17 protein-coding genes are annotated in these 25,156 nt (G+C 67.7%); 5 read left to right on the forward strand and 12 right to left on the reverse strand.

Features of this window, described 5'->3' with window-relative positions; translation table 11 throughout:
* Positions 1 to 4: 4 nt before the first annotated feature.
* The 3 genes from G3M57_RS24835 to rlmN form a co-directional block, all read right to left on the reverse strand.
* Positions 5 to 2,857: a TonB-dependent receptor plug domain-containing protein gene (locus G3M57_RS24835; protein ID WP_163233423.1), complete on the reverse strand. Its 2,853-nt coding sequence runs from the start codon at positions 2,855 to 2,857 to the stop codon at positions 5 to 7.
* A 337-nt stretch (positions 2,858 to 3,194) separates the two neighbouring features.
* Positions 3,195 to 4,610 (reverse strand): APC family permease, encoded by a 1,416-nt coding sequence (locus G3M57_RS24840; protein ID WP_163233424.1) that lies wholly within the window; start codon positions 4,608 to 4,610, stop codon positions 3,195 to 3,197.
* A gap of 172 nt (positions 4,611 to 4,782) precedes the next feature.
* Positions 4,783 to 5,985 carry a dual-specificity RNA methyltransferase RlmN gene (gene rlmN, locus G3M57_RS24845; protein WP_163233425.1) on the reverse strand — a complete coding sequence of 401 codons (1,203 nt, stop codon included), beginning with the start codon at positions 5,983 to 5,985 and terminating at the stop codon, positions 4,783 to 4,785.
* Positions 5,986 to 6,157: 172 nt separating this feature from the next.
* On the opposite strand from rlmN, the gene G3M57_RS24850 reads away from it, so the two are divergent.
* Together G3M57_RS24850 and G3M57_RS24855 are read left to right on the forward strand one after the other, a co-directional pair.
* On the forward strand, positions 6,158 to 8,008 hold the full coding sequence (locus tag G3M57_RS24850) for a M2 family metallopeptidase (protein ID WP_163233426.1): 1,851 nt from the start codon (positions 6,158 to 6,160) through the stop codon (positions 8,006 to 8,008).
* A 118-nt stretch (positions 8,009 to 8,126) separates the two neighbouring features.
* Positions 8,127 to 9,797, forward strand: a complete 1,671-nt coding sequence (locus G3M57_RS24855; protein ID WP_244322579.1) for a TadE/TadG family type IV pilus assembly protein — start codon at positions 8,127 to 8,129, stop codon at positions 9,795 to 9,797.
* A gap of 117 nt (positions 9,798 to 9,914) precedes the next feature.
* Here G3M57_RS24855 and G3M57_RS24860 read toward each other — a convergent pair whose 3' ends face one another.
* Positions 9,915 to 10,850, reverse strand: coding sequence for an isopenicillin N synthase family dioxygenase (locus tag G3M57_RS24860; protein ID WP_163233428.1), 936 nt, complete (start codon positions 10,848 to 10,850; stop codon positions 9,915 to 9,917).
* Between the two features lie 208 nt (positions 10,851 to 11,058).
* Here G3M57_RS24860 and G3M57_RS24865 point away from each other — a divergent pair, with 208 nt between their 5' ends.
* Positions 11,059 to 11,733 (forward strand): YiaD family glycine zipper/OmpA-like lipoprotein, encoded by a 675-nt coding sequence (locus G3M57_RS24865; RefSeq protein WP_057187394.1) that lies wholly within the window; start codon positions 11,059 to 11,061, stop codon positions 11,731 to 11,733.
* Between the two features lie 15 nt (positions 11,734 to 11,748).
* Here the strand turns inward: G3M57_RS24865 and G3M57_RS24870 are convergent, their stop codons facing one another.
* From G3M57_RS24870 to G3M57_RS24890, 5 genes are all read right to left on the reverse strand, one after another.
* A complete protein-coding gene (locus tag G3M57_RS24870; protein WP_056756108.1) occupies positions 11,749 to 12,027 on the reverse strand; it encodes an HPr family phosphocarrier protein in 279 nt (92 codons plus the stop codon).
* A complete protein-coding gene (locus tag G3M57_RS24875; protein ID WP_056756109.1) occupies positions 12,024 to 12,431 on the reverse strand; it encodes a PTS sugar transporter subunit IIA in 408 nt (135 codons plus the stop codon). Before G3M57_RS24875 ends, G3M57_RS24870 begins: the two co-directional genes overlap by 4 nt.
* 75 nt (positions 12,432 to 12,506) lie before the next feature.
* Entirely contained in the window at positions 12,507 to 12,941 is a 435-nt protein-coding gene (locus G3M57_RS24880; protein WP_163233429.1) for an HPr kinase/phosphorylase, read from the reverse strand.
* The gene (locus G3M57_RS24885; protein ID WP_163233430.1) at positions 12,938 to 14,692 is read right to left on the reverse strand and encodes a sensor histidine kinase; all 1,755 of its coding nucleotides are present in this window, start codon (positions 14,690 to 14,692) and stop codon (positions 12,938 to 12,940) included. The genes G3M57_RS24880 and G3M57_RS24885 overlap by 4 nt, the downstream gene beginning before the upstream one ends.
* Positions 14,661 to 15,371, reverse strand: coding sequence for a response regulator transcription factor (locus tag G3M57_RS24890; protein WP_056756117.1), 711 nt, complete (start codon positions 15,369 to 15,371; stop codon positions 14,661 to 14,663). The genes G3M57_RS24885 and G3M57_RS24890 overlap by 32 nt, the downstream gene beginning before the upstream one ends.
* A 232-nt stretch (positions 15,372 to 15,603) precedes the next feature.
* Between G3M57_RS24890 and G3M57_RS24895 the strand changes: the two genes are divergently transcribed.
* Positions 15,604 to 17,325, forward strand: a complete 1,722-nt coding sequence (locus tag G3M57_RS24895) for a hypothetical protein (protein ID WP_056756120.1) — start codon at positions 15,604 to 15,606, stop codon at positions 17,323 to 17,325.
* 253 nt (positions 17,326 to 17,578) lie between these two features.
* Here the strand turns inward: G3M57_RS24895 and G3M57_RS24900 are convergent, their stop codons facing one another.
* From G3M57_RS24900 to G3M57_RS24910, 3 genes are all read right to left on the reverse strand, one after another.
* Complete coding sequence (locus tag G3M57_RS24900) at positions 17,579 to 22,684, reverse strand: N,N-dimethylformamidase beta subunit family domain-containing protein (protein ID WP_163233431.1); 5,106 nt, start codon at positions 22,682 to 22,684, stop codon at positions 17,579 to 17,581.
* A gap of 214 nt (positions 22,685 to 22,898) precedes the next feature.
* Positions 22,899 to 23,096, reverse strand: a complete 198-nt coding sequence (locus G3M57_RS24905; protein WP_056756126.1) for a stress-induced protein — start codon at positions 23,094 to 23,096, stop codon at positions 22,899 to 22,901.
* 137 nt (positions 23,097 to 23,233) lie between these two features.
* The gene (locus G3M57_RS24910) at positions 23,234 to 24,163 is read right to left on the reverse strand and encodes a phytanoyl-CoA dioxygenase family protein (protein ID WP_230983761.1); all 930 of its coding nucleotides are present in this window, start codon (positions 24,161 to 24,163) and stop codon (positions 23,234 to 23,236) included.
* Between the two features lie 392 nt (positions 24,164 to 24,555).
* Here G3M57_RS24910 and G3M57_RS24915 point away from each other — a divergent pair, with 392 nt between their 5' ends.
* Positions 24,556 to 25,089, forward strand: coding sequence for an XrtA/PEP-CTERM system exopolysaccharide export protein (locus G3M57_RS24915; RefSeq protein ID WP_244322581.1), 534 nt, complete (start codon positions 24,556 to 24,558; stop codon positions 25,087 to 25,089).
* The last annotated feature ends 67 nt before the right edge of the window (positions 25,090 to 25,156 follow it).

Raw genomic sequence — 25,156 nt, forward strand, 5'->3', positions numbered from 1 at the left:
CCGCCTAGAACTCCTTGCGGACGGTCAGCCAGACCGACCGCGGCGCGTTGCGCTTGAGCAGGTAGCCGGACTCCGGCAGCTGGGCGACGACGTCGTAGACCTGGACGTTGGCCGGAAGATTGCTGCTGATCATCGGATCGTAGGCCGAGACATACTGCGTATCGAACAGGTTGCGCACGTCGACGGTGACCTTGGTCTTGGCCAGGCCTTCGTATTGCACCGAGACGTCCACATTGTCCTGCTTGGGCAGGAAGCGATGGTCCAGCGCATTGGTGTTGAGCTTGCGTTCGTCCATGAAACGGTGACGAACGTTGAAGCGGAAATCCTTGTATCGGTAGGAAACGGTGTTGCTGACCGTCCACTTCGGAGACCGGGCCAGGATCCCCGCATCGACACGAAGGACATCGTCGGCCGCGCCCAGGCCGTTGGCGCCGGTGTTCAGCCAGTTATAGGCCGCGGTCGTCTTGCCGTTCAGGTAAGTCACGGACGGAGACCACTCGAGGTTCCGGGTGATCCGCCACTTCGCCCACGATTCAATCCCGCGCGTGAAGTAGGTGTTGAAGTTTTCCGGCAGCAGATAGGTCGAGACGTTGTCCGTATCGACGGCCGTCGGATAATCGTTGACCGCGAAGCTCTGGTAGAAGGCGGTGACCTGGCCGTTGAACTTGCGATCACCGAACGTGTAGGCCAGTTCGTGGCCCTTGATGAACGCGGTCGGACCGAGCGGACGAACCAGGGCGGCCACCGTCGAGTAGCGATTGATGACGCCCGCCGCCGGCTGCTTGGCGTCGGTGTATCGATAGTAGATCTTGTGCTTGGCGTTGAAGTTGTACCCAGCCGACACGCTGTAGTCGACGACGCCCAGCGCCCGGTCGGCGCGAATGACCTTCGACGCCGTCTGGGTCATGTAGACATTGTCGTAAACGGTCAGCGGATCGCCATCGAGCCCGCCGTTGGTCAGCGACGCGGCGCCGGCGTTGCGCGTGTCCCAGGTCTCCGAATGGGTCTTGGCGTTGAAGTGCTGGTACTTGATGCTTCCGTTGAAGTCCCAGTGCTTGCCAGGCGACCAGTTGAAGCCGGCATAGGGCGAAACTTCCAGGATCTTGGCCCGCTGCGACACCGTCGTGAACAGGCCGCTGCCGTATGAGCCCCAGCCGCCGGCGTCGGTCAGCTGATAGGTCGTTCCCGACGCCGTGACATATTTGACGTTCAGGTTCTGGACTTGCCCGTCGGCCCAGGCCGAGACGCCCAGGCCGTTGGCCCAGTTGTCGTTGGCCTGATGGGACCGAGCCACGTACACGCCGAAGTTCAGGCCATACGACTCGCCGTGGTAGCTGGCGGTGAAGTTGCCCATGAAGTCCTTCGACCCGCGGTCGTTGTCCTCGGCCCGGGTCTGGAGCACCAGGTCCTGCGAGGCGCTGCCGACCGGCACGACTCCGGAATTGAAGCGGCCGTTCGCGCTGGGGATGGTGGCGGTGACCAGGCCTCCGCGCATGTCGATGTCACGATTGGGCAGGCTATTGGCCACGATGCACAGGCTGTTGGTCTGCCAGGTGGTCGCCGTGACGCGCGGACAGGCCGCGCCGGTGCGGTAGTTCGTTCCCAACTGCGAGCCGGCCACGTTGTTGGCGACCCTGGCGACCAGGGCCCCGGCGGCGTTGTAGAACTCGTAGTAGCCGGGCGTGCGGTCGAGGTTGTCGATGTTCAGGCCGAAACGCTCGCGCGTCGCCGCCGCCGAGGCCAGCGACGCCAGGCCCTGGGGCTTGTAGGACTGGCCTCGATAGTCGGATTTCTGGACACGGAGCGCGCCCGTGAAGCCCCAGGCGCCGTCCGTGTCGTGGCGCCAGTTCAGCGAAATGGCGTCCTGCTTGTAGCGATAGCCGGCCGACGGATCGAGCGTGTGGCCGCCCGGCTTGAAATAGTTCGGAACGGTCTGCTCGCCGCCGTTCATGAACAGGTTCACGTCCCGGCCGAAGCCCGGGATCTCCTGTGCGTCCTGGTAGCCGTAGGTCGGCTGCTGGAAGGTCGTCAGCTCGGCGTTGGTGTCGTCCAGGTGCTTGAGGATCACGTTGAAGGCGCCGGACCCGCCGGCGCCCTGGTATTCCTTGTAGAGGTTCACCTTGAACTGGCCGCCATGGTTCAGGTCCCACCCGGGATCCACCTGGCCGTTCGACCGGCGGTAGAAGCCGCTGACGCCGACGCCCGCGTCGCCGGCCTTGTTGACCCAGCCATACGCCCCGTCGACCTGCTTCCACGACAGGTGAAGGTCTTCGCCCTCGAAGCCCAGGCGGGTCTGGATGACCCCGCCCGGCCTGACCGTGCCGGTGATGTAGTTGAACGTGGAGCCCACGGACGTGGTCACACCGGTGGCCGACGAACCGCCGCGCACCGACTCGACCCGGCTGGTCGAGATATCGGCGCGGTAGAAGTAGCCGTCCTGGAAGCCGCTGAACTTGAACGGCACGACCGGCAGGCCGTCTTCCAGGATGGTCGTCCAGAAGTAGCCCGACGTATTGGCGCCGGTGCCGATGGTCATGCCGCGCGTGAAGACCTCGTTGCGCGCCACGCCGTCATTGGATTCGACCACGACGCCGGGCATGTCGCGCAGCATGTCGTCGGCGCTGATCGGCGTGAACTTGGACATGTCGTCTTCGTTCAGCACCGAGAACGAGACATTGGCCTTCTTGGCCGCGGTTCCGGCCATGACGCCGGTGACGATCACCTGGTCGACGGTGCTGATCTCGCTGTTGTCCTGGGCCGCAGGCTTCGCCGCCGCGGCCTTGGGCGGGGTCGCGGTCTGAGCGTACGCGCCGGGCGCCGACAACGCGCTCGCGCCGGCGACCAGCGCCAGAACCATGTGAGAAACTTCCGTTGCGCGCACACGGCCGCGCACAGGGCTTTGAGCACCCATCATTTCCTCCCCTTCGGACTTTCGCCGACTCGCTTTGACGTGAGTTCGGACGCCGCTCAGCCGATCGCGTCGCCCAAATCGCGACGTCGAGCGACGCCGCGACCAGTTCTATTGTTATCGATATCAATGACAATCAGAGGCTGTCAACGCCTTTCGCCCGGCTGACGTCTTCATCGCTTTTCAGCAGAGAACGGGCCCGCGCCGGGCCGCCAGGTTACCGAATCGCCTGGGCGTCAGGCGAAAGAAGCTATGGTTACGATATCATCCCGCTCCCCGGGCGTCGCTACGCCGTCGCCAGCTTCGACTTGCGCACCGAATACCCGAAGTAGATCGCGCAGGCCGCCGCGCCCCAGGCCGCGAACAGGATCCAAGTGTCCAGGGGCAGGCCGTAGATCAGGTAGCCGCAGAACCCCACGCTGAGCACCGGTACGACCGGATAGAGCGGCACGCGGTAGCCGCGCGGCAGGTCGGGCTGGGTGCGCCGCAGGAGGATCACCCCCAGCGAGACGATGGCGAACGCGATCAGGGTGCCCATGCTGGTCAGGTTGACCAGAGTGTCCAGCGGCACGAAGGCGGCCAGCAGGGCGATGAAGGCCGCGACGATCCACGTGTTCAGGTCCGGGCTTTGGGTCTTGGGGTTCACCCGCTGGAACACCTTGGGCAGCAGGCCGTCGCGGCTCATGGCGTAGAGGATGCGGGTCTGGCCGTACATGACGACCAGGGTGATCGAAAAGATCGAGATGATCGCCCCCACGCAGAGGATCAGCGAGGTCCAGGCCTGGCCGGTCAGGTTGCGCAGGATCACCGCCAGCCCGGCCTCCTGGCCCGCGAACGCGGTCCAGGGCTGGGCGCCGACCGCGGCCAGGGCCACCAGGATATAGACGCCGGTGACGATCAGCAGGGACAGGATGATGCCCAGCGGCAGGGTGCGGCGCGGGTCCTTGACCTCGTCGCCGGCCGTCGAGACCGCGTCGATGCCGATGTAGGAAAAGAAGATCGACGAGGCCGCCGCCCCGATCCCGGCCACGCCCATCGGGGCGAACGGCGTCAGATTGTGGGCGTGGAAACCGCTGAAGGCGATGACCACGAAAAACAGCAGCACCAGCAGCTTCAGCACCACCAGCACGGCGTTGACGGTCACCGACTCCTTCACCCCGCGCAGCAGCAGGATCAGGCAGGCGCCGACCAGCACCACCGCCGGCAGGTTGAACACCCCGCCCGCCCCCGGCGCCTTGGCGATGGCGTCTGGCATGCGCCAGCCAATCAGGTCGGAGAACATCTCGTTCAGGTACTGGCCCCAGCCCACCGCGATCGCCGAGGCCGAGACGGCGTATTCCAGCAGCAGGCACGCCCCGACGAGGAAGGCGACGAACTCGCCCAGCGTCGCGTAGGCGTAGCTGTAGGACGAGCCCGACACCGGGATGGTCGAGGCCAGTTCGGCGTAGCACAGGGCCGTCAGGGCCGCGGTGATCCCGGCGATCACGAACGAGACGACCACGGCCGGCCCGGCCGCCGGCACGGCCGTGGTCAAGGCCACGAAGATGCCGGTGCCGATCGTGGCCCCGACACCCAGCATGGTCAGCTGGAACAGGCCGATCGAACGATGCAGGCCTTCGTCCGGAAGGTGCTCGCCCCCCTCGGCGACCACTTGGCCCACGGGCTTGCGGCGAAGAAGGTCGGCCGCGCGAAACTGGCCCATGGAGTCCTCGAGGTCTGGAAGGCGACGGCAAACTAGCCTCGCCATGCGCCCGACATCAACTTGCCTTCGCGCCGGAATCGGCTGGACGCTCTGGCCAGCGCGCCGGCGTTGGACCTCAAGTCCGTGATGTCCGGCTCCGCCGTCCGGCGTGGGGCCGGCGTGGGGGCCGGCCTTACGCCGCCGCCTCGTCCTCGTCGTCGTCCAGCACGCCGGCCATGGCGGCCATCGACAGCTTGCGCATCGCCGAGGCGCGGACCTTCTCGCTCTCGCTCTTCAGCTGGCCGCAGGCGGCGAGAATGTCGCGGCCCCGCGGGGTGCGGATCGGCGAGGAATAGCCGGCCCGATTGAGGATCGCGGCGAAAGCCTCGATCGCGGCCCAGTCTGAACACTGATAGTCCGTGCCTGGCCACGGATTGAACGGGATCAGGTTGACCTTGGCCGGAATGCCCTTGATCAGCTTGACCAGGGCGCGGGCCTCGTCGGGGCTGTCGTTGACGCCCTTGAGCATCACATATTCGAACGTCACGCGGCGGGCGTTGCTGAGGCCCGGATAGGCCCGGATCCCAGCCATCAGCTGGTCCAGCGGATACTTCTTGTTCAGCGGCACCAGCACGTCGCGCAGGGCGTCGTTGGTGGCGTGCAGGCTGATGGCCAGCATGGCCTGGGTCTTGTCGCCCAGGGCCTGCAGCTGCGGAACCACGCCGGAGGTCGAGACCGTGATCCGGCGGCGCGAGATCGTGATGCCTTCGTTGTCGCTGATGATCTCGATGGCGTCGGCCACCTGACCCAGATTGTAGAGCGGCTCGCCCATGCCCATGAACACGATGTTGCTCAGCAGGCGGTCTTCCTTGTCGGACGGCCATTCGCCCAGGTCGTCCTTGGCGATCTGCACCTGGGCGACGATCTCGGCGGCGGTCAGGTTGCGGACCAGGGCCTGGGTGCCGGTATGGCAGAAGCTGCAGTTGAGGGTGCAGCCCACCTGACTGGAGACGCAGAGCGCCCCCGCCCGGCCCACGGACGGAATGTAGACCGTCTCGACCTCGACGCCCGGGGCCATGCGGATCAGCCACTTTCGGGTGCCGTCCTTGCTGACCTGGCGCTCGACCACCTCGGGACGGGCGATCGTGAAATGGTCGGCCAGGCGAGCCCGGGTCTCCTTGGCCACGTCGCTCATCTGGGCGAAGTCGGTGACGCCGCGGTGATGCACCCAGCGGAAGATCTGGGTGGCGCGCATCTTGGCCTTGCCGTGCTCGACCACGCCGCTCTCGGTCAGGGCGGCCACCATCTGCGGCCGGGTCAGGCCCGACAGGTTGATCGGCGGCTTGGGAGCATCGACGGCGGGCGCGACGCGGGACAGGTCGAGGGTGACGCTCAAGGGGCGGTCCGAAGGCAAGACATTTCAGGGATCGAGGCCAGGATATAGCAGCTCTCGCGACTTTTTCCAAAAGGACGGGGCGTCGCGGCCCCGGACCTTGACGCCCGCGCCCCCGCCGCCTCCCATGCGGCGTCCGGATCCCTCGAGGATCGCCGAACTCTGGGGAGGCTCGATGAAGTCCCGTCTGCCGGCCGCCTGCGCCGCCGTGGCCCTGTGCGCCGCCGCCCTGTCCGCCGGGGCCCAGGCCCAAAACCAAGCCCAAAACCAGACTCAGGCCCAGGCTGTCGCCTCGCCCCCCTCCCCCGCCGAGGCCAAGGTCTTCGTCGACGGCGCCGAGAAGGACCTGATGGCCATGGGCGAATACGCCGCCCGCATGGCCTGGGTGCAGGCCACCTACATCACCGACGACACCAACTGGCTGAACGCCAAGGTCGACGCCGAGGCCAACGCCCTGTCGGTGAAGTACGCCAAACAGGCCGCCCGCTTCGACCGGACGCAGGTCGACCCGGTCACCCGCCGCAAGCTCAAACTGCTGAAGGCCGGCCTGGTCCTGCCCGCCTCCGACAGGCCGGGCGCGGCCCAGGAACTGGCCGACGTCCAGGCCCGGCTGCGGGCGCTCTACTCGACCGGCAAGGTGACGATCGACGGCGAGACCCTGACGCTCGACGACCTGGACGATCGCCTGCGCACCGAACGCGACCCGGCCAGGATCAAGGCCATGTGGGAGGCCTGGCACGCCGTGGCCAAGCCGATGGCCGCCGACTATCCCAAGCTGGTCAAGCTGGCCAACGAGGGCTCGGCCGAGCTGGGCTACAAGGACACCGGGGCCCTGTGGCGCTCGTGGTACGACATGGAGCCCGACGCCTTCGCGGCCAAGACCGACGCCCTCTGGGCCCAGGTCGCGCCGTTCTACAAGAACCTGCACTGCTACGTCCGCGGGCGGCTCAACGCCAAGTACGGCGACGCGGTGCAACCGAAGACCGGCCCGATCCGCGCCGACCTGACCGGCAACATGTGGGCTCAGAGCTGGAGCAACATCTACGACATCGCCGCTCCGCAGGGCCTTCCGGGACCGGGTTACGACCTGACCCAGTCGCTGGCCGCCAAGGGCTATGACGCCACCAAGATGATGAAGACCGGCGAGGGCTTCTACACCTCCATGGGCATGGCCCCGCTGCCGGACACCTTCTGGAAGCGGTCGATGATCACCCGGCCGCGCGATCGCGAGGTCGTCTGCCACGCCTCGGCCTGGGACGTCGACAACGACCAGGACATCCGGGTGAAGATGTGCACCCGGGTCAACGCCGACGACTTCTATACGGTGCACCACGAGCTGGGGCACAACTTCTACCAGCGGGCCTATGCCGGTCAGCCCTACCTGTTCCGGGGCGGGGCCAATGACGGCTTCCACGAGGCGATCGGCGACTTCGTCGGCCTGTCGGCCCTGACCCCGACCTATCTCAAGCAGATCGGGGTCATCGACGCCGCGCCCGACGCGGACGCCGACATCCCGTACCTGCTGAACATGGCGATGGACAAGATCGCCTTCCTGCCCTTCGGCCTGCTGGTCGACAAGTGGCGCTGGCAGGTGTTCTCCGGCCAGATCGATCCCGCCCACTACAACGAGGCCTGGTGGAAGCTGCGCGCCCAATACCAGGGCGTCGCCCCGCCCGGACCACGCCCGGCCGACGCCTTCGATCCTGGCGCCAAGTTCCACGTCGCCGACAGCACGCCCTATACCCGCTACTTCCTGGCCCGGGTCTACCAGTTCCAGTTCTACCGAGCCGCCTGCCGCCAGGCCGGCTGGAAGGGGCCGCTGAACCGCTGCTCGGTCTATGGCGACAAGGCGGTGGGCGAGAAGTTCGAGAAGATGCTGGCCATGGGCCAGTCCAAGCCCTGGCCCGAGGCCCTTGAAGCCTTCACCGGCGAGAAGGACTTGGACGCCAGCGCCATCGCCGACTATTTCGCGCCGCTGAACGCCTGGCTGATCAAGCAGAACAGGGGCCAGTCCTGCGGCTGGTAGAGGCCTGAGACAGGCTCCGGCGAGCCCGGCGAAGGTGGAAAGATTCACCATCGTCGTTTGCCGCCCGTTCACCGTCCTTGGCGATAATGCCCGATCTCTGGGGAGTCGGGCCTTGCTCATGACCATGTGGAAACGCCTCGCGGCGCGCCTTCGCGACGACGAGCGCGGCGCGATCGCCGTGCAGTTCGCGCTGCTCCTGATCCCGATCGCCATCCTGACCTTCGGCCTGATCGACCTCAGCCGGGCCAGCGTCCAGAAGCGCCAGCTGCAGGACGCCCTCGACGCGGCGACCCTGATGGCCGCCCGTTCGACCGCGACCACCAACGCCGACCTGGACACCATCGGCGACGCCGCCCTGGCCACCGAGATGGCCGGCCTGGGGGTGACCCTGACGGCCGCCAACTCGACCTTTTCCCTGGGCGACAACAACACGGTGGTCGGCAAGGTCCAGAACGTGACCATCAAGCCGATCATCTCCAATCTCTGGAGCTCCGGCGACCCAAATGTCTCGGCGGACTCCACCGTGATGCGCTCGGTCAACAAGCTGGAAGTGGCCCTGGTGCTCGACAACACCGGCTCGATGGCCAGCACCCTGGGCTCGGGGGCCCGCAAGATCGACGCCCTGATCGACGCCTCCCAGTCGCTGGTCGACGTCCTGGCCGCCGCCGCGGCCCGGGCCAGCGAGACTGACGCTGTGAAGATCAGCGTCGTGCCGTTCTCGATGACCGTCAATGTCGGCTCGACCTACCAGAGCCAGAGCTGGATGTCGGGAAAGATGCCGGCGACCGGCTACGGGACCGACGTGTTCGCGACTAACCAGGACCGCTTCGCCCTGCTGTCGAACCTGGGCCTGACCTGGGCCGGCTGCGTCGAAAGCCGTCCCGCGCCCTACGATGTCACCGACGATCCGCCGACCAGCGCGACGCCCGCCTCGCTGTTCGTGCCGTTCTTCGCGCCGGACGAGCCCGACGACAACACCGTCGGCGTCAACCAGTCCAGCTCGACCCGCTACCGCGACAGCCGGACCACCGGCACCTCGTATCCGATCCTGAACAATTGGCTGCCGGACGGGGTTGCGCCCAACGGCACCCTGGCGACCGCCTGGAACACGCGCTCGACGCCGATCGCCAAGTACGGCGCGAACAACAAGAACAACGTCCTCAGCCTGGCCAAGACCGGCACGGTCTACGGCCCCAACTCCGGCTGCGGCATGACCAGCCTGATGCGCCTGACCAATGTCCGCTCCACCACTCAGCGGGACGCGGTGAAGACCAAGCTCGGCCAGATGGTCGCCAACGGCAACACCAACGTCGCCATGGGCCTGGTCTGGGGCTGGCACACCCTGTCGAACAACGGGCCCTTCGCCGACGGCGTCATTCCGAACTCCGCCGACGGCCAGAAGACCACCAAGGTGATCGTGCTGCTGACCGACGGCGACAACACCAACGACACCTATAACAACCCCAACAACTCGGCCTATACGGGCTACGGCTACATCGGCCAGGGGCGTCTGAAGAACGCCAGCGGCACGGCCCTGACCAGCAGCTCCACGGCCACCAACCGCCGCGACGCGATCGACAGCCGGGAAAAGCTGGTCTGCGACAACGCCAAGGCCGAGGGAGTGCAGATCTACGCCATCGGCGTGGGGGTCTCCAGCCACTCCAAGACGATCCTGCAGGACTGCGCCACCAAGCTGGACATGTATTACGACGTCACCGACGCCGCCCAGCTGACCTCGGTGTTCAACACCATCGCCGGCTCGATCCAGAACCTGCGGATCACCAAGTAAGAAAAAGCCCCGGAGCGATCCTCCGGGGCTTTTTTGCTTGGCGGCGCCTCGTTTTGGCTAAGCCTTGGCTTTCGCCTCCTCGCCTCCGGCTCGTCCCGGGACTGATGGAGGTTCCGGCTAGGCCAGCTTGATCTCCCGCAGGCGCTGCTGGAGGAAGGCGTCGGCGGTGATCGGCTCGGGATAGCGGTCCGGGTTCTCGGCCGTGACGCAGCTGGGCAGGGTCTTGATCAGGTAGTCCGACGCGAAGTGCAGGAAGAACGGCGTCGAATAGCGCGGCACGCCGCGGCGTTCGGGCGGCGGATTGACCACTCGATGGATCGTCGAGGGCAGGACGTGGTTGGTCAGGCGCTCGAGCATGTCGCCGATGTTGCAGACCACGCAGCCGGGCGGCGGGTTGATCGGCAGCCAGTCGCCATTCCGGTCGAGCAGTTCGAGCCCGCCCTCCTCGGCGCCCAACAGCAGGGTGATGGTGTTGATGTCGCCATGCGCCCCGGCCCGCACGCCGGTGGCGTCCTTGGGGATCGGCGGATAGTGCAGCAGGCGCAGCACGCTGTTGCCGTCCTTGACCGTGGGGTCGAAGAAGTCGCGGCCCAGCTCCAGATAGGTGGCGATGGCCTTCAGGACCCGCACGCCCAGGCTGTCGAGCGCGCCGTACAGCCAGCCGACATTATGGTGGAAGCTGGGAATCTCGGCCGGCCAGATGTTGTCGGCCATGGTGGCGCGGAACGGGTGGCCGGGCGGGAGGTCGCGGCCAACGTGCCAGAATTCCTTCAGGTCGTAGTGGTCGGCGCCCTTGGCGGTCTCGATGCCGAACGGGATGTAGCCGCGCGAACCGCCCTTCACCCCCGCGTACTGGCGCTTGGTCTCCTCGGGCAAGGCGAAGAAGGCCTTGGCGTCGGCGATCGCCGCGTCGATCCGCGCCTGGGCCAGGTCGTGGTCCGAGATCACCGCGAAGCCGTAGCGCTGGAACGACGCGCCCAGCGCCTGGGCGAACCTGTCGAAATCCTTCGAGTACAGGGTGAACGAGACGGGTTCGATGGCGGATGCGGACACGGGCGTGGCCTCGGCTGGCAAGATGGGGACTTAGTAAGGCTGGACTTACTACACTGTCAGGCGTCCGGCGCGAAGGCCGTTCATCTCGGCGTCATGTCACCTGTTGGAACTTGGCCATGGACGAGGCGTTCTGCCTCGCAAGGATTCAACGACGCCAAGGATCACGGGCTACGGCCCGGGATCAAGGCCGCATGAGGGAAAGACCGCGATGATGACCAAGTCCGCGCCATGGATCGCCCTGGCGGGCGCCCTGACCCTGGCCGCCTGCACCACCACCGACCCCTACACCGGCATGCCGGTGCGCAACAACACCGGGACCGGAGTCCTGAGCGGGGCCGGCATCGGCGCGGCCCTGGGCTATCTGACCAACACCAACAAGGGCGAGCAGGGCCGCAAGAACGCCCTGATCGGCGCGGGTATCGGCGCCCTGGCCGGCGGCGCGGTCGGCAACTACATGGACCGCCAGCAAGCCGACTTCCGCCGCAGCCTGGAGGGCTCGGGCGTGATGATCCGCCGCAACGGCGACCAGATCGTGCTGGTCATGCCCAGCGACGTGACCTTCGCCGTCGACAAGTCCGAGGTCCAGCCCCAGTTCACCCGCGTGCTGGACGACGTGGCCCGTACGCTGAACGCCTATCCGCAGACGACGATCGACGTGGTCGGCCACGCCGACAGCAGCGGCCCCGACGACTACAACCAGACCCTGTCGGAGCGCCGCGCCAGCTCGGTGGCCGGCTATCTGACGGGTCCCGGCCGGGTGCTGCCCGACCGCGTCTTCGTGGCCGGGCAGGGCGAGCGCCAGCCGATCGCCTCCAATGACACCGCCGAAGGCCGCGCCCAGAACCGTCGGGTCGAGATCATCCTGCGGCCGCTGACGCGCTAGGGGGGCGAAAAGCGACTACCGCTCCTCGTCGAACCGGTTGGACACGAGTTCGGTCAGGGCCTCGACCGCCGCGTCGGCTTCCGGTCCCTCGGCGGCGATGTCGATGGTCGAGCCGATGCCGGCGGCCAGCATCATCAGGCCCATGATCGAGCGGGCGTCGACGCTGGTTCCGTCGCGGGCGACCGTGACTTCGGCGTCGAAGCCGGAGGCCAGCTTGACGAACTTGGCCGAGGCGCGGGCGTGCAGCCCCCGCTCATTGACGATCTCGACCGTTCGCTCCGCCATGCGACTCATTTTTCTCCCGCCAGCACGTAGGAGGCCACGGAGATATATTTGCGTCCAGCCTCCTGAGCGTGGGCGACGCAGGCCTGCAGGTCCTCGCGCTGGCGCACGCTGGCCAGCTTGATCAGCATCGGCAGGTTCAGGCCGGCGATCACCTCGGCCTTGGTCTGCTCCATCACCGAAATGGCCAGGTTCGACGGCGTGCCGCCGAACATGTCGGTCAGCAGGATCACGCCGTCGCCATCCTGGTCGACCGCGGCGCACGCCTTCAGGATATCAGACCGGCGACGCTCCATGTCGTCTTCCGGACCGATGCAGATGGCCTTCACCGCGCCCTGCGGTCCGACCACATGCTCCATGGCGGAGACGAACTCCTCCGCCAGCCGCCCGTGCGTGACTATCACGAGCCCGATCATGCCTGATCTCTCAAACGGGATCCCCATAACCCGTGGCGGCAGGGAGGCGCCGCGCGGGCCGCCTTGATACGCTTGTTAGTCGGCGACTCCAAGATGCTCAAACACTCGTCTGATTTTCCCGGGTCCGCCGGGTTCGAGAGGCCACAGGTCCAGCACCCGCGTCGACACGCCCTCGATGACCTCGAATATGGGATCGGGCAACCGTTCGACGGCCTGCGGCCGATCCACGCAGCGCACCAGAAGGTCGATCGGGCAGAGCGCCCGATGCGGCCGGGGCAGCACGCCCACGCCGCGAACCTCGACCAGTCCGGCCAGGGCGTCCGGCGCTCGGCCGTAGAGCCGGCCGCCGGAGACGAAGGTCACGGTGCGGTCGTCGGCGACCAGGACGAAGCCCTGGTCGAGGGCCCGCAGCGCCAGATCGCTCTTGCCGACGCCCGATGGGCCCTCGATCAGCGCGCCGCGCCAGATTCCGGAGACCCGACGGGCGATCAGTCCCGCATGGCGGATCATTCGCGCGGCCCTCCCTCGCGATGGGCGTCGCGCGGGCCACCGTGATGATGATGATGGTGGCCGTTGTGGGCGCTGGCTTCGGGGAGATCGACCAGGAACCGGGCGCCGATCACCTTGCCTTCGGCGTCCTTGCGGTTCTCGGCCCGCATGGTCCCGCCGTGCGCCTCGACGATCTGGCGAGCGATCGACAGGCCCAGGCCCGAATTGCCGCCGAACGCCTTGCCCTTCGGCCGCGAGGTGTAGAACCGCTCGAAGATCGTCTCCAGATTGTCGGGCGGAATGCCCGGGCCGTCGTCGTCGACCGTGACGATCAGGCGATTGTGATGGTCGCGCAGGCCCGGGTCGCGCTTGAGCGTCACCCGCACCTCGCCGTCGGCGGCGCTGAACGAGCGGGCGTTGTCGATCAGGTTGCGGAACACCTGGCCCACGGGGGTCTCGCGCGCCACGATCCGGGCGTGCGGCGGCGCGCCCTTGGCGTCGAAGGTCACCCGCACGCTGCCCGGGGCGTCGCCTGGCCGCAGCTGGGCCTCGTAGAGGTGAATGACCTCGGCCAGCAGACCGTTCAGCTCGAAGGCCCGCGGCGCCTCGCGCGACAGCTCCGCGTCCAGCCTGGAAGCGTTGGAGATGTCGGTGACCAGCCGATCCAGGCGGGTGACGTCCTGCTGCAGGATGCCCAGCAGCCGGGCCCGGGCGGCGGGATCGGTCACCAGGTCCAGGGTCTCGATCGCCGAGCGGATCGAGGTCAGGGGATTCTTGATCTCGTGGGCCACGTCGGCGGCGAAGCGCTCGATGGCGTCCATCCGCTCGGACATCGAGTCGGTCATCTCCTCCAGGGCCCGCGACAGGTCGCCCAGCTCGTCCTTGCGGCCGGAGATGTCGGGCAGGGAGATGGCCCGGGCCCCGTCCAGCCGCACGCGATCGGCGGCGCTGGCCATGCGCAGCACCGGCTGGGCGATCAGGCGGTTGAGCAGGAACGACGAGATCAGGGTGGTGGCGATGGCGATCAGGGCGAACGGCAGCAGCGCCTTGCGCTCGGCGGCGATGATCTGGTCGACGTCGCCGGCCTCCAGGGTCAGGACGCCCAGCACCGCCCGCACGTGTTGGATGGGGATCGACACCGACACCACCCGTTCGCCCATCTCGTCGATGCGGGTGCCGGCCACCGGCTCGCCCAGCTTGGCCTGGGCGATCTCGGCGGCCAGGGCCTGGCGCGCCGCCTCGGCGACCTTGGGCTTGGTGTCGGGGTTGTGGGTCGGCAGGCCGAAGGCCGGCTGCCCCGGCTTGCGGGCCGGCGGCAGCGCCCTGGACTCCACCCGATCGGCGACGACGTAGGAATCGGCCAGCTGGTTGCCCTGGGCGTCGAACAGCCGGGCCCGCTGCGAGCGCGGGATGAACAGGCTCTGCAGGATGTCGCTGGCCTGGTCGGGGACCAGACGCGGCTCGGGGTCGCCCACGGTCGCGGCCAGGTCGATCACATTGGCGATCAGTTCGCCCTGGGTGGTCAGGCTGTCGATCCGGGTGTTGATCAGGCCGCTGCGCAGCTCGTTGAGCACCAGCGCCCCGCCCAGCAGCACCGCCAGGGCCAGCAGGTTCAAGCCGATGATCAGCCGGCCCAGGCGCGAGCCCCTCGGCCAGGCAAGCTTGGGCCAGGCCAGCCTCGGCAGGGTCAAACCCCGCCTCGGCTTGGCCTCCGGGCCGGACTCCCCGGCCCCCTTGCGATCAGGATTCGCGATATCGGTAGCCGACGCCATAGAGGGTTTCGATGGAATCGAACTCGGGATCGACCTGCCGGAACTTCTTGCGCATGCGCTTGATGTGGCTGTCGATGGTGCGGTCGTCGACATAGACCTGGTCGTCGTAGGCGGCGTCCATCAGGTTGTCGCGGCTCTTCACGAAGCCCGGGCGCTGGGCCAGCGACTGCAGCAGCAGGAACTCGGTGACCGTCAGGCGCACCGGCTTGCCGTCCCACAGGCTGTCGTGCCGCGCCGAATCGAGCGTCAGCTTGCCGCGCTTCATGATCTTGGAATTGGCCGAGCCGGGGGCGGCGCTGGCGGCGTCCTCCTCCTCGGGGCGAGCCCGGCGCAGCACGGCCTTGACCCGCTCCAGCAGCAGGCGCTGGCTGAACGGCTTGTGGATGTAGTCGTCGGCCCCGAGGTTGAAGCCGAGGATCTCGTCGATCTCGTCGTCCTTGGAGGTCAGCATGATCACGGGAATCTCGGTGCTCTGGCGCAGGCGGCGCAGCACTTCCATGCCGTCCATGCGCGGCATCTTGACGTCCAGGATCACCAGGTCGGGCGCCTGGCTCTCGACCGCGTCGAGCCCCGACGCGCCGTCGTAATAGGCCTTCACCACGTGACCGTGGCTTTCCAGCGCCAGCGAAACCGAGGCGACGATGTTCTCGTCGTCGTCGATGAGAGTAATATCGGCCATCGAGCCCTATGGGTCCTTTCGCGATTTTCCTGCCGATACTATCGATCGGCGTCGCACGCTACAACGCGCCCCCTGTAACGCATGGAGGCGGCCAAGCTTTCCCTGGCTTTTGCGGCTCCAGCGTGGCGCGATTGCGGCGCGCTTCCGAACGGCGCCCGCCCCGCGTTTTCGGCCGGCAACCTCACCTTAAGGTCTTGTATCCCATAAGGGAGCTTCGGGGAGCCCTTTGCCGATGAGCGACCAAGTCCATTACGAGCTGTTCGTGCGCCGCAAGCCCGGCGCGCAGTGGACGCTCGACATGGCCACCGAGATCCGCACCCACGCCCTGCAGACCGCCGAGGAGGCGCTGGAACAGGGGCGGGCGATCGCCGTGCGGGTCAGCAAGGAAACCCTCGACCCCGAGAGCCGCGAATACAAGTCCATCTCGATCTTCACCAAGGGCCAGGTCGACGGCGGCAAGCCCAAGAAGGTGCAAGAGGACCTGGATCCGCTCTGCGTCCAGCCCGCCGACCTCTACACCGCCCACGCGCGTGACCGCATCGGCCGGCTGCTGGAGGGTTGGCTGGCGCGCCACAACGCCACCCCGTTCGAGCTGTTGCACCGTCCCGACCTGGTCGAGCAGCTGGAAGCCTCCGGCACCGACCTGCAGCACGCCCTGCAAAAGATCGCCATCCCCGAGGCCGAGGCCCGGGGCATGTCGGTCCACGAGCTGATCCGCACCTTCCAGGGCCTGGTCGAGCGCACCGTCGCCAACCTGATGAAGCAGTTCAAGAAGGGCGCCCTGCCCGACCTGGACAAGGAAGGCTTCGCCCGCGCCGCCGAGCGGCTGTCCACCGATCCCGACCGCGCCTTCCTGCTGGGGGCCGGCGTCGCCGCCTCGATCGCGCCCGGCAAGAACTGGTCCGAGAAGATCGCCCGCTTGCTGGACCTGGCCGACGCCGCGCCTAGCGATCCCAAGGCCCGCGCCGCCGCCCTAGCCGCCATCGAGACCCCCCTGGCCGAGATCATCGGCTCCAAGGCGGGCATGGCCGACCTGCTGGGGGCCCAGGACAAGGGGGGCGACGCCGACCTGGGCACGACCCTGGCCGCCATGACCCGCCTGGCCGGCGGCGCCCAGGTCGAGGGCCTGATCCGCGTCGAGGCCGGAGTGCGCACCTGCATGCCCGAGCTCTCCGGCACGGCCAAGCGCCTGGGCGAGTGGCTGGCCGGTGACGATTTCCCGGCCGTGCGGATGTCGATCGCCCAGCGGGTGCTCAAGGAGCTGAACGGCGTGCGCCGCCTCAAGCCCGCCGACGCCGAGGCCGAGATCGAGTTTCTGCGCGCCCTGGCCATGAGCCTGACCGCCGCCGCCGGCCGCATCCTGCCGCCGGAAGACATCACCAGCGCCTTCACCACCCGGTCCAAGACCCTGCTGAACGGCGAGTTCATCGAGGCCCTGCTCGGCCGCGACCGCTCGTCGCGCGAAGAGATCCTGATGCTGATCCGCCTGGCTGAGAACGTCATGGGCGCGGTCAACAAGCGCATGGCCGCCCGCTGGCTGTCGGCCAACGTCCTGGCCCTGCGCTTCGAGCGCGAGCTGCGCCAAGGCCCCGACTCGGCGGCGTCCAAGCTGGCCGCCCTGGCCGCTCTGCAGCGTTCCCTGGTCCGCTCGGGCCTGGTGGTCGAGGACTACGGCCCGCTGTGCGCCCGCCTGGGCGAGGTGGGCGGCATGATCGAGGCCGACGCCCGCCTGGTCGCCATGCTGGTCCGCGCCCCTGCGCCCCTGCCCCAGAAGCTGGCCGTGCTGATCAAGCTGGCCATGGGCGAGGCCGGCCCCACCGGCCCGGTCGCCGACAAGGCCAAGCTCGAAGCGATGAAACTGGCCCGGGCGCCCGAGGCCCGCGAAGAACTGGCCAACTCGCCCGAGACCATGGACCTGCTCAAGGGCATGGTTCAGCAGAAGGCGGCGGCTTAGGGGACAGGCCCGCACGGCCGTCATCCTCGGAACAAGTCCGTGCACCTACCGAAACCGACAAAGCGCCTTCCACTTCCCCCGGAAAGCGGACCGCAGCCTTCCGCTGCCTGCCCTCCCGGTCATGCGCCCGGCCAAGACTGTCGCCAAATCCCGATCAGGCCGCTTAGCGCGGTGGCCGCTTCGGTGCTGTCGTCTGGATCCTTTAGCACTTCGGCTACACGCACCGACACAAGGTCTCTGTGGCTATCCAGGTTCACAGGATGAAATCGCCGGCGGAAAGCGAGAACAGGCCGTCAAGCCGCACGACCATCTCGGCCGCGCCGCCAGTGCCGTTGTCGAATTGCACGTCGGTCACGCCCCCCGAGGCGACGTAGCGGATCGAGGCGACGCCGCCGCCGCTGAAACCGCCCGTGCCGTTGAAGGCGAACTGGCCCACCGACAGGGCCGAGACGTCGATGAGGTCCCCGCCCGCCACGCCGGCGCCGTCGAACCCCACGATCACGTCTCGCGCCAAGGCGCTCGACTCGCCCCAGGCGCGATAGACGAAGGTGTCAGCTCCGGCGCCGCCGGTCAGTCGATCCGCGCCGGCTCCGCCGTACAGCAGGTCGTCGCCGGCCCCGCCGTTGAGCTGGTCGGCCCCGCCGTCGCCGTTGATGACGTCGCGTCCGCTCGAGCCGGTCAGGATATCGTTGCCGCCCAGTCCGGAAATCGAGGCGACGCCGACGACCGAGGCGAAGATGGAAAAATCCAGGGTGTTGGCGTTGGAACTGCCCCGCACCGCCTGACCGCCGCCGTCGAACACCTCGATCGTGCTGATGGTCGCGGTCTTTTCCAGGACCACCGCGCCGCCGGCCGGATCGACCCGCAGCGTGTCCGTTCCATCGCCGCCGATCAGTGTGTCGAACTGCCCCTCGGCGGCGCGGATCAGCAGGATGTCGTCCCCCCGACCGCCGTCCACCCGGTCCGTGCCGCTGCCGCCATCGAGCGTGTCGCCGCCGGCGTCGCCGAACAGTTGATCGCTGCCCCCCAGTCCCCGGATCGTGTCGTCGCCACGACCGCCGTTCAGGGTATTGGCCCCGCTCGTGCCGGTGAGGACGACGCCTGCGGTGGTTTGGCCGTTGACGGTTATGGTGACCACCGCGATGTCGCTGATGAGGCCGTCCGAGACGGTGTAGGCGAAGCTGTCGGTCGCCGTCTGGCCGCTGGCCAGGGTGTCGAACGCCCCGTTCGGGTCATAGGTGAAAGCCCCCGAGGCGTTCAGGGTCAGCCGGGCGCCGGAGGCGAGCGGCGTCGCGGTCCCCAGCCCGCTGGCGCCGCCATTCAGCGCGACCACGCTCAGCGCGTTCCTGTCCGGATCGACATCCAGGCCCGCGAGGTTGGTGATGACGTTGCCGGTCAGCACGACGGCCTCGCCGGTCGCGAAGACGTCGTCGCCCGCCACCGGCGCGTCGTTGCGGCCATCCATCCGCACGGTCGCGGTGTTGGGCGTGGTGTTGACGCCGTCCGACACCCCGTAGCTCGCCGTGAGGGTTTCAAAGGCTCCCTGCGCCAGGTCGTTGAACTGCGACGGCGACAGCGTCAGCACGCCGGAAGGCTGGAGGCTGAAGGTCACGACGCGCGAGGCGTTGGACGAGGTCACCGTCAGGTTCTGAACCGAGAGCGGCTGGCCCTCGGGATCGGTCGCGGCGGCCAGCAGGTCGATGTTGAGGGGGGGCGTCGCGTCCTCGTTGCTGGTTCCCGCATTGATCGGGCTGACGGTCGGCGGCGCGTTCGAAGCGGGGGGCGTCACATTGACCGTCACCGTCCCCGCCGCGCTGCCGCCGAAGCCGTCGATCACGATGTACTCGAAGCTCGCCGCCCCGACGAAGCCCGCGCTCGGCGTGAAGGTGACGGTTCCCGTCGCGGCGTCGAACCCGGCCGTTCCGTTGATCGCATTCCTGACGGCGCTGACGGTAAGGGTGTCACCATCGGCGTCGGTGTCTCCGGCCAGCAGCGTCGCCACCGCGAGTTGGAGGGGCGTGTCGCGCGCGGTGGTCGCGGCCTCGGCGTCGGCGACCGGCGCGTCGTTGAGATCCACCGAGAGCACGACCTGGCTCGCCTGCACGCCGGCCGTGGCGGGATCGGCGTCGACCTGCCGTCCCTTGCCGGCGACATTGAGGAAAATGCCCTCGCTGGTCAGGGTGAAGTCGCTCGCCGTCAGCGGCGTCGCCGCTCCCGCCTGATTGGTGAAGCCGCGCTGACTGATGATCGACACGCCGCGGACCATCGGCAACAGCCCGTCGGCGTCGCTGAGCCGCACGCCGTTGAAGGGCTTGTCCTGGGCGGTGGCGAACGCGACATAGGCCTGGCTGAACACCGCCGGGTCGAGGGGAAACTGGATCTGGAGGGTCAGCGCGCCGAGATCGACCGCCGCGAGCCCGTACTGTCCGTTGCCGATGGCGGCCGGATCGGCGTTCGGCAGGTTGGCGAACTCGACGGCGCCCTGCGTGGTGTTGACGGTGGCGGTCTGCCGCGCGCTGGCGGTCGGGAACAGCGTGTCGGGCGTCGAGCCGAAGATGTACTCCGCCGTGATGGAGCGGCCCGCGAAGGTCGCCGGTCCGGGCGGACCCTCGGCCAGGTCGGTGACGGCCACGGTAATCGCCTGCTGAACCGCCGGCGCGATCCCATCGGAGACGCTGACCGTCAGCGCGTAGTGGTTATCGCCCCCCGTATCCCGCGGCGCCTCGAAATCCGGCGCGGTCAGGAAGCGCAGTTCGCCGGTGCTGGCGTTGATCGTGAACAGCGCCCGATCGTCGCCGGCGGCGATGGCGTAGGTCAACCCATTCCCGTCCGGGTCGGTTGCGCTGAGCGCGCCGACAAGCGTGCTGTTCTCAGCCATCGAGAAGGCGGCCCCCGAGGTGAACACCGGTGGCCTATTGGCGCCGTTTGGCGGGTCGAACACCACGTCGACCCAGTAGTTTCCGGCGTTGTAGCTGTGGTTGGGGAACTGCACGCCGGCCCCGTAGATATAGACGCCGTTGCCGCCGACCTGGCTGCTCGCCGGGGCGCTCAGCACGCCGAACGGCTCGTTGTAGGTGGTCGAGAAATAGTTGTCGGCCGCCAGGTAGTTGTTGTCGGTCTTGTAGGAGGCGACGTAGAGGGCGCCGGCCTGGATCGTGACGGGCGTCGTCAGCGTCGCGACCTGCCAGCCTGACTGGCCCGGCGCGGAATTGAAGGTCACCGTCGCGAGCAGGGTTCCGTTGGCCGCCCAGAGATGCCCCTGGCGCTGGTCGGTGTCGTTGGAGTCGCCGGCCGCGCGGAAATAGCGAAGCGAGGTGATCGCGCCGCCCTGCGTCGCCTGGAACTTGACGCCGAGCTCGACCGCCTGCCCGTCATTGTAGAGCTGCCCCGTGGGCGTGACCGAGGACCCGAACAGACTGACGGTGTTCGGCGTCTGCGGCGCGGTGACCGTGACGACATCGGTGGCCAGTTGGTTGACGGGGCGGATGTTCAGGCTGTCGTCAATGGCCCGCGCCTTGATGGTGTAGACACCCTGCGTGGTGGGCGTCCAACTGTAGGTCCAGTTCGCCGTGCCTTGCGCCACTCTCCAGTTCAACCCGCCGTCGACCGACACCTCGACGAGGGCGACGCGGCCGTCGTCGTTCGACGGGTCATTGTCGATGTCGGCGGCCGAGCCGCTGATCGTGACCTGCGAAAAGGCGCCGACGCTGTCGGGCAGGTCGGTCAGCGTGGTGGTCGCGGCGATCCGATCATTGGAGCCGAGCGCCCGCGCCAGCCCCTGCGATTGCAGGATCGCGTCCGAGACGCCGGGCTGGATGCCCATGTCGGCGAACATGTTGATGGTGAACTGCTGCAGCGTCGCCGATTGGATGTTGGCGCCGTAGGGGCTGGAATCGTGCTGGTTGCTGAGACCCCAGCTCCAGAACACCGTGCCGGCCCCGAACACCAGGGCGCCGCTTGGGGCGCGGTAAAGCGACAGGCTGTGGGTCGCCGTGCCGGGCGCCGTGCGATTGCCCTGGTCGGTCAGGATCTCGCTCCAGGGGATCGTCGTTTCCGAGAGCTTGATCAGGCCCGCGGGGCGGAACGCGTCCGTCGGCGATGTGTCCCATTCGTAGCCAAGGATGCCGGGGGCGATGTCGAGCGCGCCGTTCGGTCCGACGCCAGTGTTGCGCCATACCCGCAGGCCCGCATAGGCGGCGGGTATGTCCAGCGCTCCGCCGAACTCGCCTGAGCCGTCGGGGCCGAACAGTTGGCCTGTAAGCGTGTTCTCGGGCCTGGCGCCGACCGCGTTCGGGTTGCCGACAAAGCGAAGGTCGCGCCAGGTGCCGGTCCACTCAGTCGACGGATCGACGTTGGGGTAGTCCTGCGGCCCGGCCCCCAGCGAATAGTTGAACTTGGTCTCCTTGTAGCAGACCAGTGTTCTATACTCGACGCCATCGACGATGCTGCTTTCCCAGCGCGTCTTCCAGTAGACTTCGTTGCCGCTCCAGAAGAGCAGGTTCACGCCGGCGTCGCGTGCGGCCTCCACATTGGCGCGCTGGGGGCCGGACCAGTATTCGTCGTGGCCGACGGAGATGAAGGCCTTGTGGCTGGTGAGGTAGCTCGCGCCCAGCCGGTCGGTGTCGACGCCCGAGACGTAGGAGACGCTGTAGCCGTTCTTCTCAAGCCAATAGAGCGCCGCGTAGTCCGCGCCGAACAGATAGTCCTGGCCGCCGGCATAGGTGCCGCCGCCACCGCGGGTGATGAAGGGGCGGTTGTAACTGACCGCGAACGCGCGGTCCTGGTCGAGCGGACTTTGGTCTGGCGCAATGTTGGCTGGCTGGTCGAAGCCGCCGTAGAAGCTCCCGCCGACCTGCCCATTACGCCCGGCCCAACCGTTATAGGCTTGCCAGGTGGTGTCGGAGGTCTGCAGCAGAACGTCGCTCGCGCCGCCATCGTCGCGGACGATGAAGGGGACCTGGTTGGTGGCGCCGTTGTCCGCGCGCACCAGCTTGGCCAGATAGACCCCCGAGACGGCGTCGGCCGGCGTCGTCCAACTGGCGCTGACCGACCAGTTGCCGGCGTCCACGAGGCCTCGGGAGTCGGTGATCGGGTCGGGTTGCCGAACGCCGGTGAGGCCGTTCAAGGTGGTGACCAGGGTTGCGCCGTCGCCCCCGTAGTAGCCAAGCCGATAGATCTCGATGCGGTAGGGCGCCGTCGCGCCCTGGGCGACATTGAGGTTGATCTTGAACGAGACCGTGCTGCCGTTGTCGACGCTGAACTGGGTGGCGAAGCCTTCGATCTGGTTGCTGGCGGGCGCGTCCCAGACATCTCTGGGCGTCCCCGGCTTCTGGTTTTCAAGAACGATCGGGTTGTCCACCGCTCGCCTCCTGCGCGTGACGGGCCGGCTGGAGTCCAGGTGACATCGCGTCAGTGCGACGGCGGCTCGGCCCGAAACGCTGACCTCATTCCGGTGGTGGTCGTCGTATCATTTCATAGGTTTGGCGTGGGATGGCTAGGCCGTCGCGACGGTTCCGCCTCCAGGTCGGGGCCAGGCCTTTCAGGCCGGGCCCTTCCGTCGGCCGATGAGCCCCTCAGTCGGGTTCCTTAGGAGGCGGTGAGGATGATCCCCCGATGCGGCCCGCGCGGGCGGCCAGTTCGCGGTTCTGGGAGAAGCTGCGTTTCCCAGACGGCACGCTGGCGCCGCCGCGAGCGGCGATTTCCCGGCGGCGTTCCGGGCTGATGGCGGCGAAGCCGCGCTTGGCCTTGGGTTTTTCACCATCGAGCGTCATGACCGCCTCCATCCGATGATGGAGTTGGCGCGCGCGCCCGGAAGTGATCCCCCTCTTATGTTGGTTCGAAGGCCATTCAGGGGAACTGGGGCTGGCCTCCCGCGAGCTGGCGGCCGCCGTGAGCGCGATCAACGCGGCTAAAACGGTCGCCCCCTTCGCGCGCACGCATGGGGCCGCTGGCGCAGCAGAAGGCGGTTGCAATAGGCGTCCACCATCGCCTCGCTCTCGACGGGCTCGTAGCGGAACGCGAATACGGGCAGCAGCGAATACTGCACCTGGAGCATCAGGCGCGGGCCTGTGGTCGGACGGCCGCCACAGTGCACCCCCAAGGTATCGGCCATGAAGGTGGTGCCCATCGGCCCTGTCACGATCGCTATCTTGTGACCCCCGAAGCGCGTTTCAATTTCGAGCTGCGTGTAGGCCCTCGTGGTCAATCCGAAGGCGGTGTCGTGGGATCTTCGGACGAAACTGTGCGGGCCCGAGCCAGCGTCGACGTCCGATAGATAGATGAACAGCTTCAGGAAGCGCCAGTCGTCGACATCGCGATGAAAGCTCTGAAACCGCCTGGCCTCGCGGCTGAACGGGAATGTCCAGCGCACGCCGATGCTTGAAATCGTTGGTTTGCAGCCCAGATAGTCCGCCGCGATCCGCAGAACCCGCGGCGCGTTTACGAGCGTCAGCAGACCTGGACACGCAAGGACGGTCTCCAGGCTGTAATCCGCCGCGGCGGCGCCCGCCGGCAGTTGTTCGACAGGGAGGCGCCCGCCGTTCGGCGCGGCGACCATGGCGCCGCGGAAATAGTCGGCGATCCGCTTGATCTCGGCCCGGGGAACGAGGGGCGGCAGCATGGCCAGCCCCTCCTTCCTGAGGTCGGCCAGCACGGTTCTGCACGTCCCGTCGCGTGGCCAGGTCACTGGTCCGCCCTGTCGCACGCGCACGGCCGCGGCGATGAGAAACGACAGGGCGCGGCGGATCACGGGCGCGGTCGCCATCCGCTGTCCGTAATAGAACAGCGCGCGTCGCGCCTGGAACCCGGGCCCAGGCTTGAGCCGAGCATAGGGGATCATGGTGCCCTCGTGGTGTGGTGCGGCATCTCGCCCAGGGGCCGAATAGCGCCTTCTCACCGGCCGCCGATCCATCATTCGACATAGTCATGATCGTCCCAGTGTTCCTATTCATGGGGTGCAACCGCTCGATCGTTCAGCGGCGAGCGGAGACCGGGGCGACGCCACGTGGCCCGGGTCGCAGGCGTAAAAGGGGCCAAACATTGGAACGTCGACTGTCGAGCATCTCCGCGGCCGCTGACGGATCGTCCGGACGACGGACCCTCAAGATCAGCGTTGCGCATCATTGGCGGAAGCTCGGCGTTGTAAGCGTGCTCTGCGCGGTGATCCCGCTAGCCGCCAACGCCCAGCCCGCCACGGACCTTGGCCGACACGCGCCCGTGTCGGAGGCGCCCGTGTCCGAGGGGGGCGTGTCCGAGGCGGCCGACTACCTCATCGGCCCGGGCGACATCCTCCAGATTTTCGTCTGGAAGAACCCTGACCTTTCGGTGGAAGCGCCGGTCCGCCCCGACGGTCGGATCACCACCCCGCTGGTGCAGGACATCCAGGCGCAGGGCCGCCGGCCGACGGAACTGGCCGAAAACCTCCAAACCTCGCTTTCCAACTATATCCAGGAGCCGGTGGTCACCGTCGTGGTGAAAGCCTTCGCCGCGCCGGGCAACTCGGCCGCGGTTCGTGTCATCGGGGCGGCCGTGACGCCCAAGACGGTCCCGTATCGGGCCGGGCTCACCGCGCTGGACGTGCTGATCGATGTCGGCGGCCTCACCATGTTCGCCAATGGCAACGGGGCCAAGCTGCTGAGGCGCGAGAACGGCGCCTACCAGTCCTACCCGCTGCGGCTCAAGGACCTGGTCCGATCGGGCGACTTGCAAGCCAACGTGAACCTGATGCCGGGCGACATCATCCGCATCCCTGAACGGATGTTCTGACCGAGCCCATCGGCCTTCAATGCCGACCCCGCCCGAGGGCGAGGCCGGCTTCGAGAGAGTAGTGCTT

The sequence above is a fragment of the Caulobacter rhizosphaerae genome (genome assembly GCF_010977555.1).
Lineage (GTDB): Bacteria > Pseudomonadota > Alphaproteobacteria > Caulobacterales > Caulobacteraceae > Caulobacter > Caulobacter rhizosphaerae.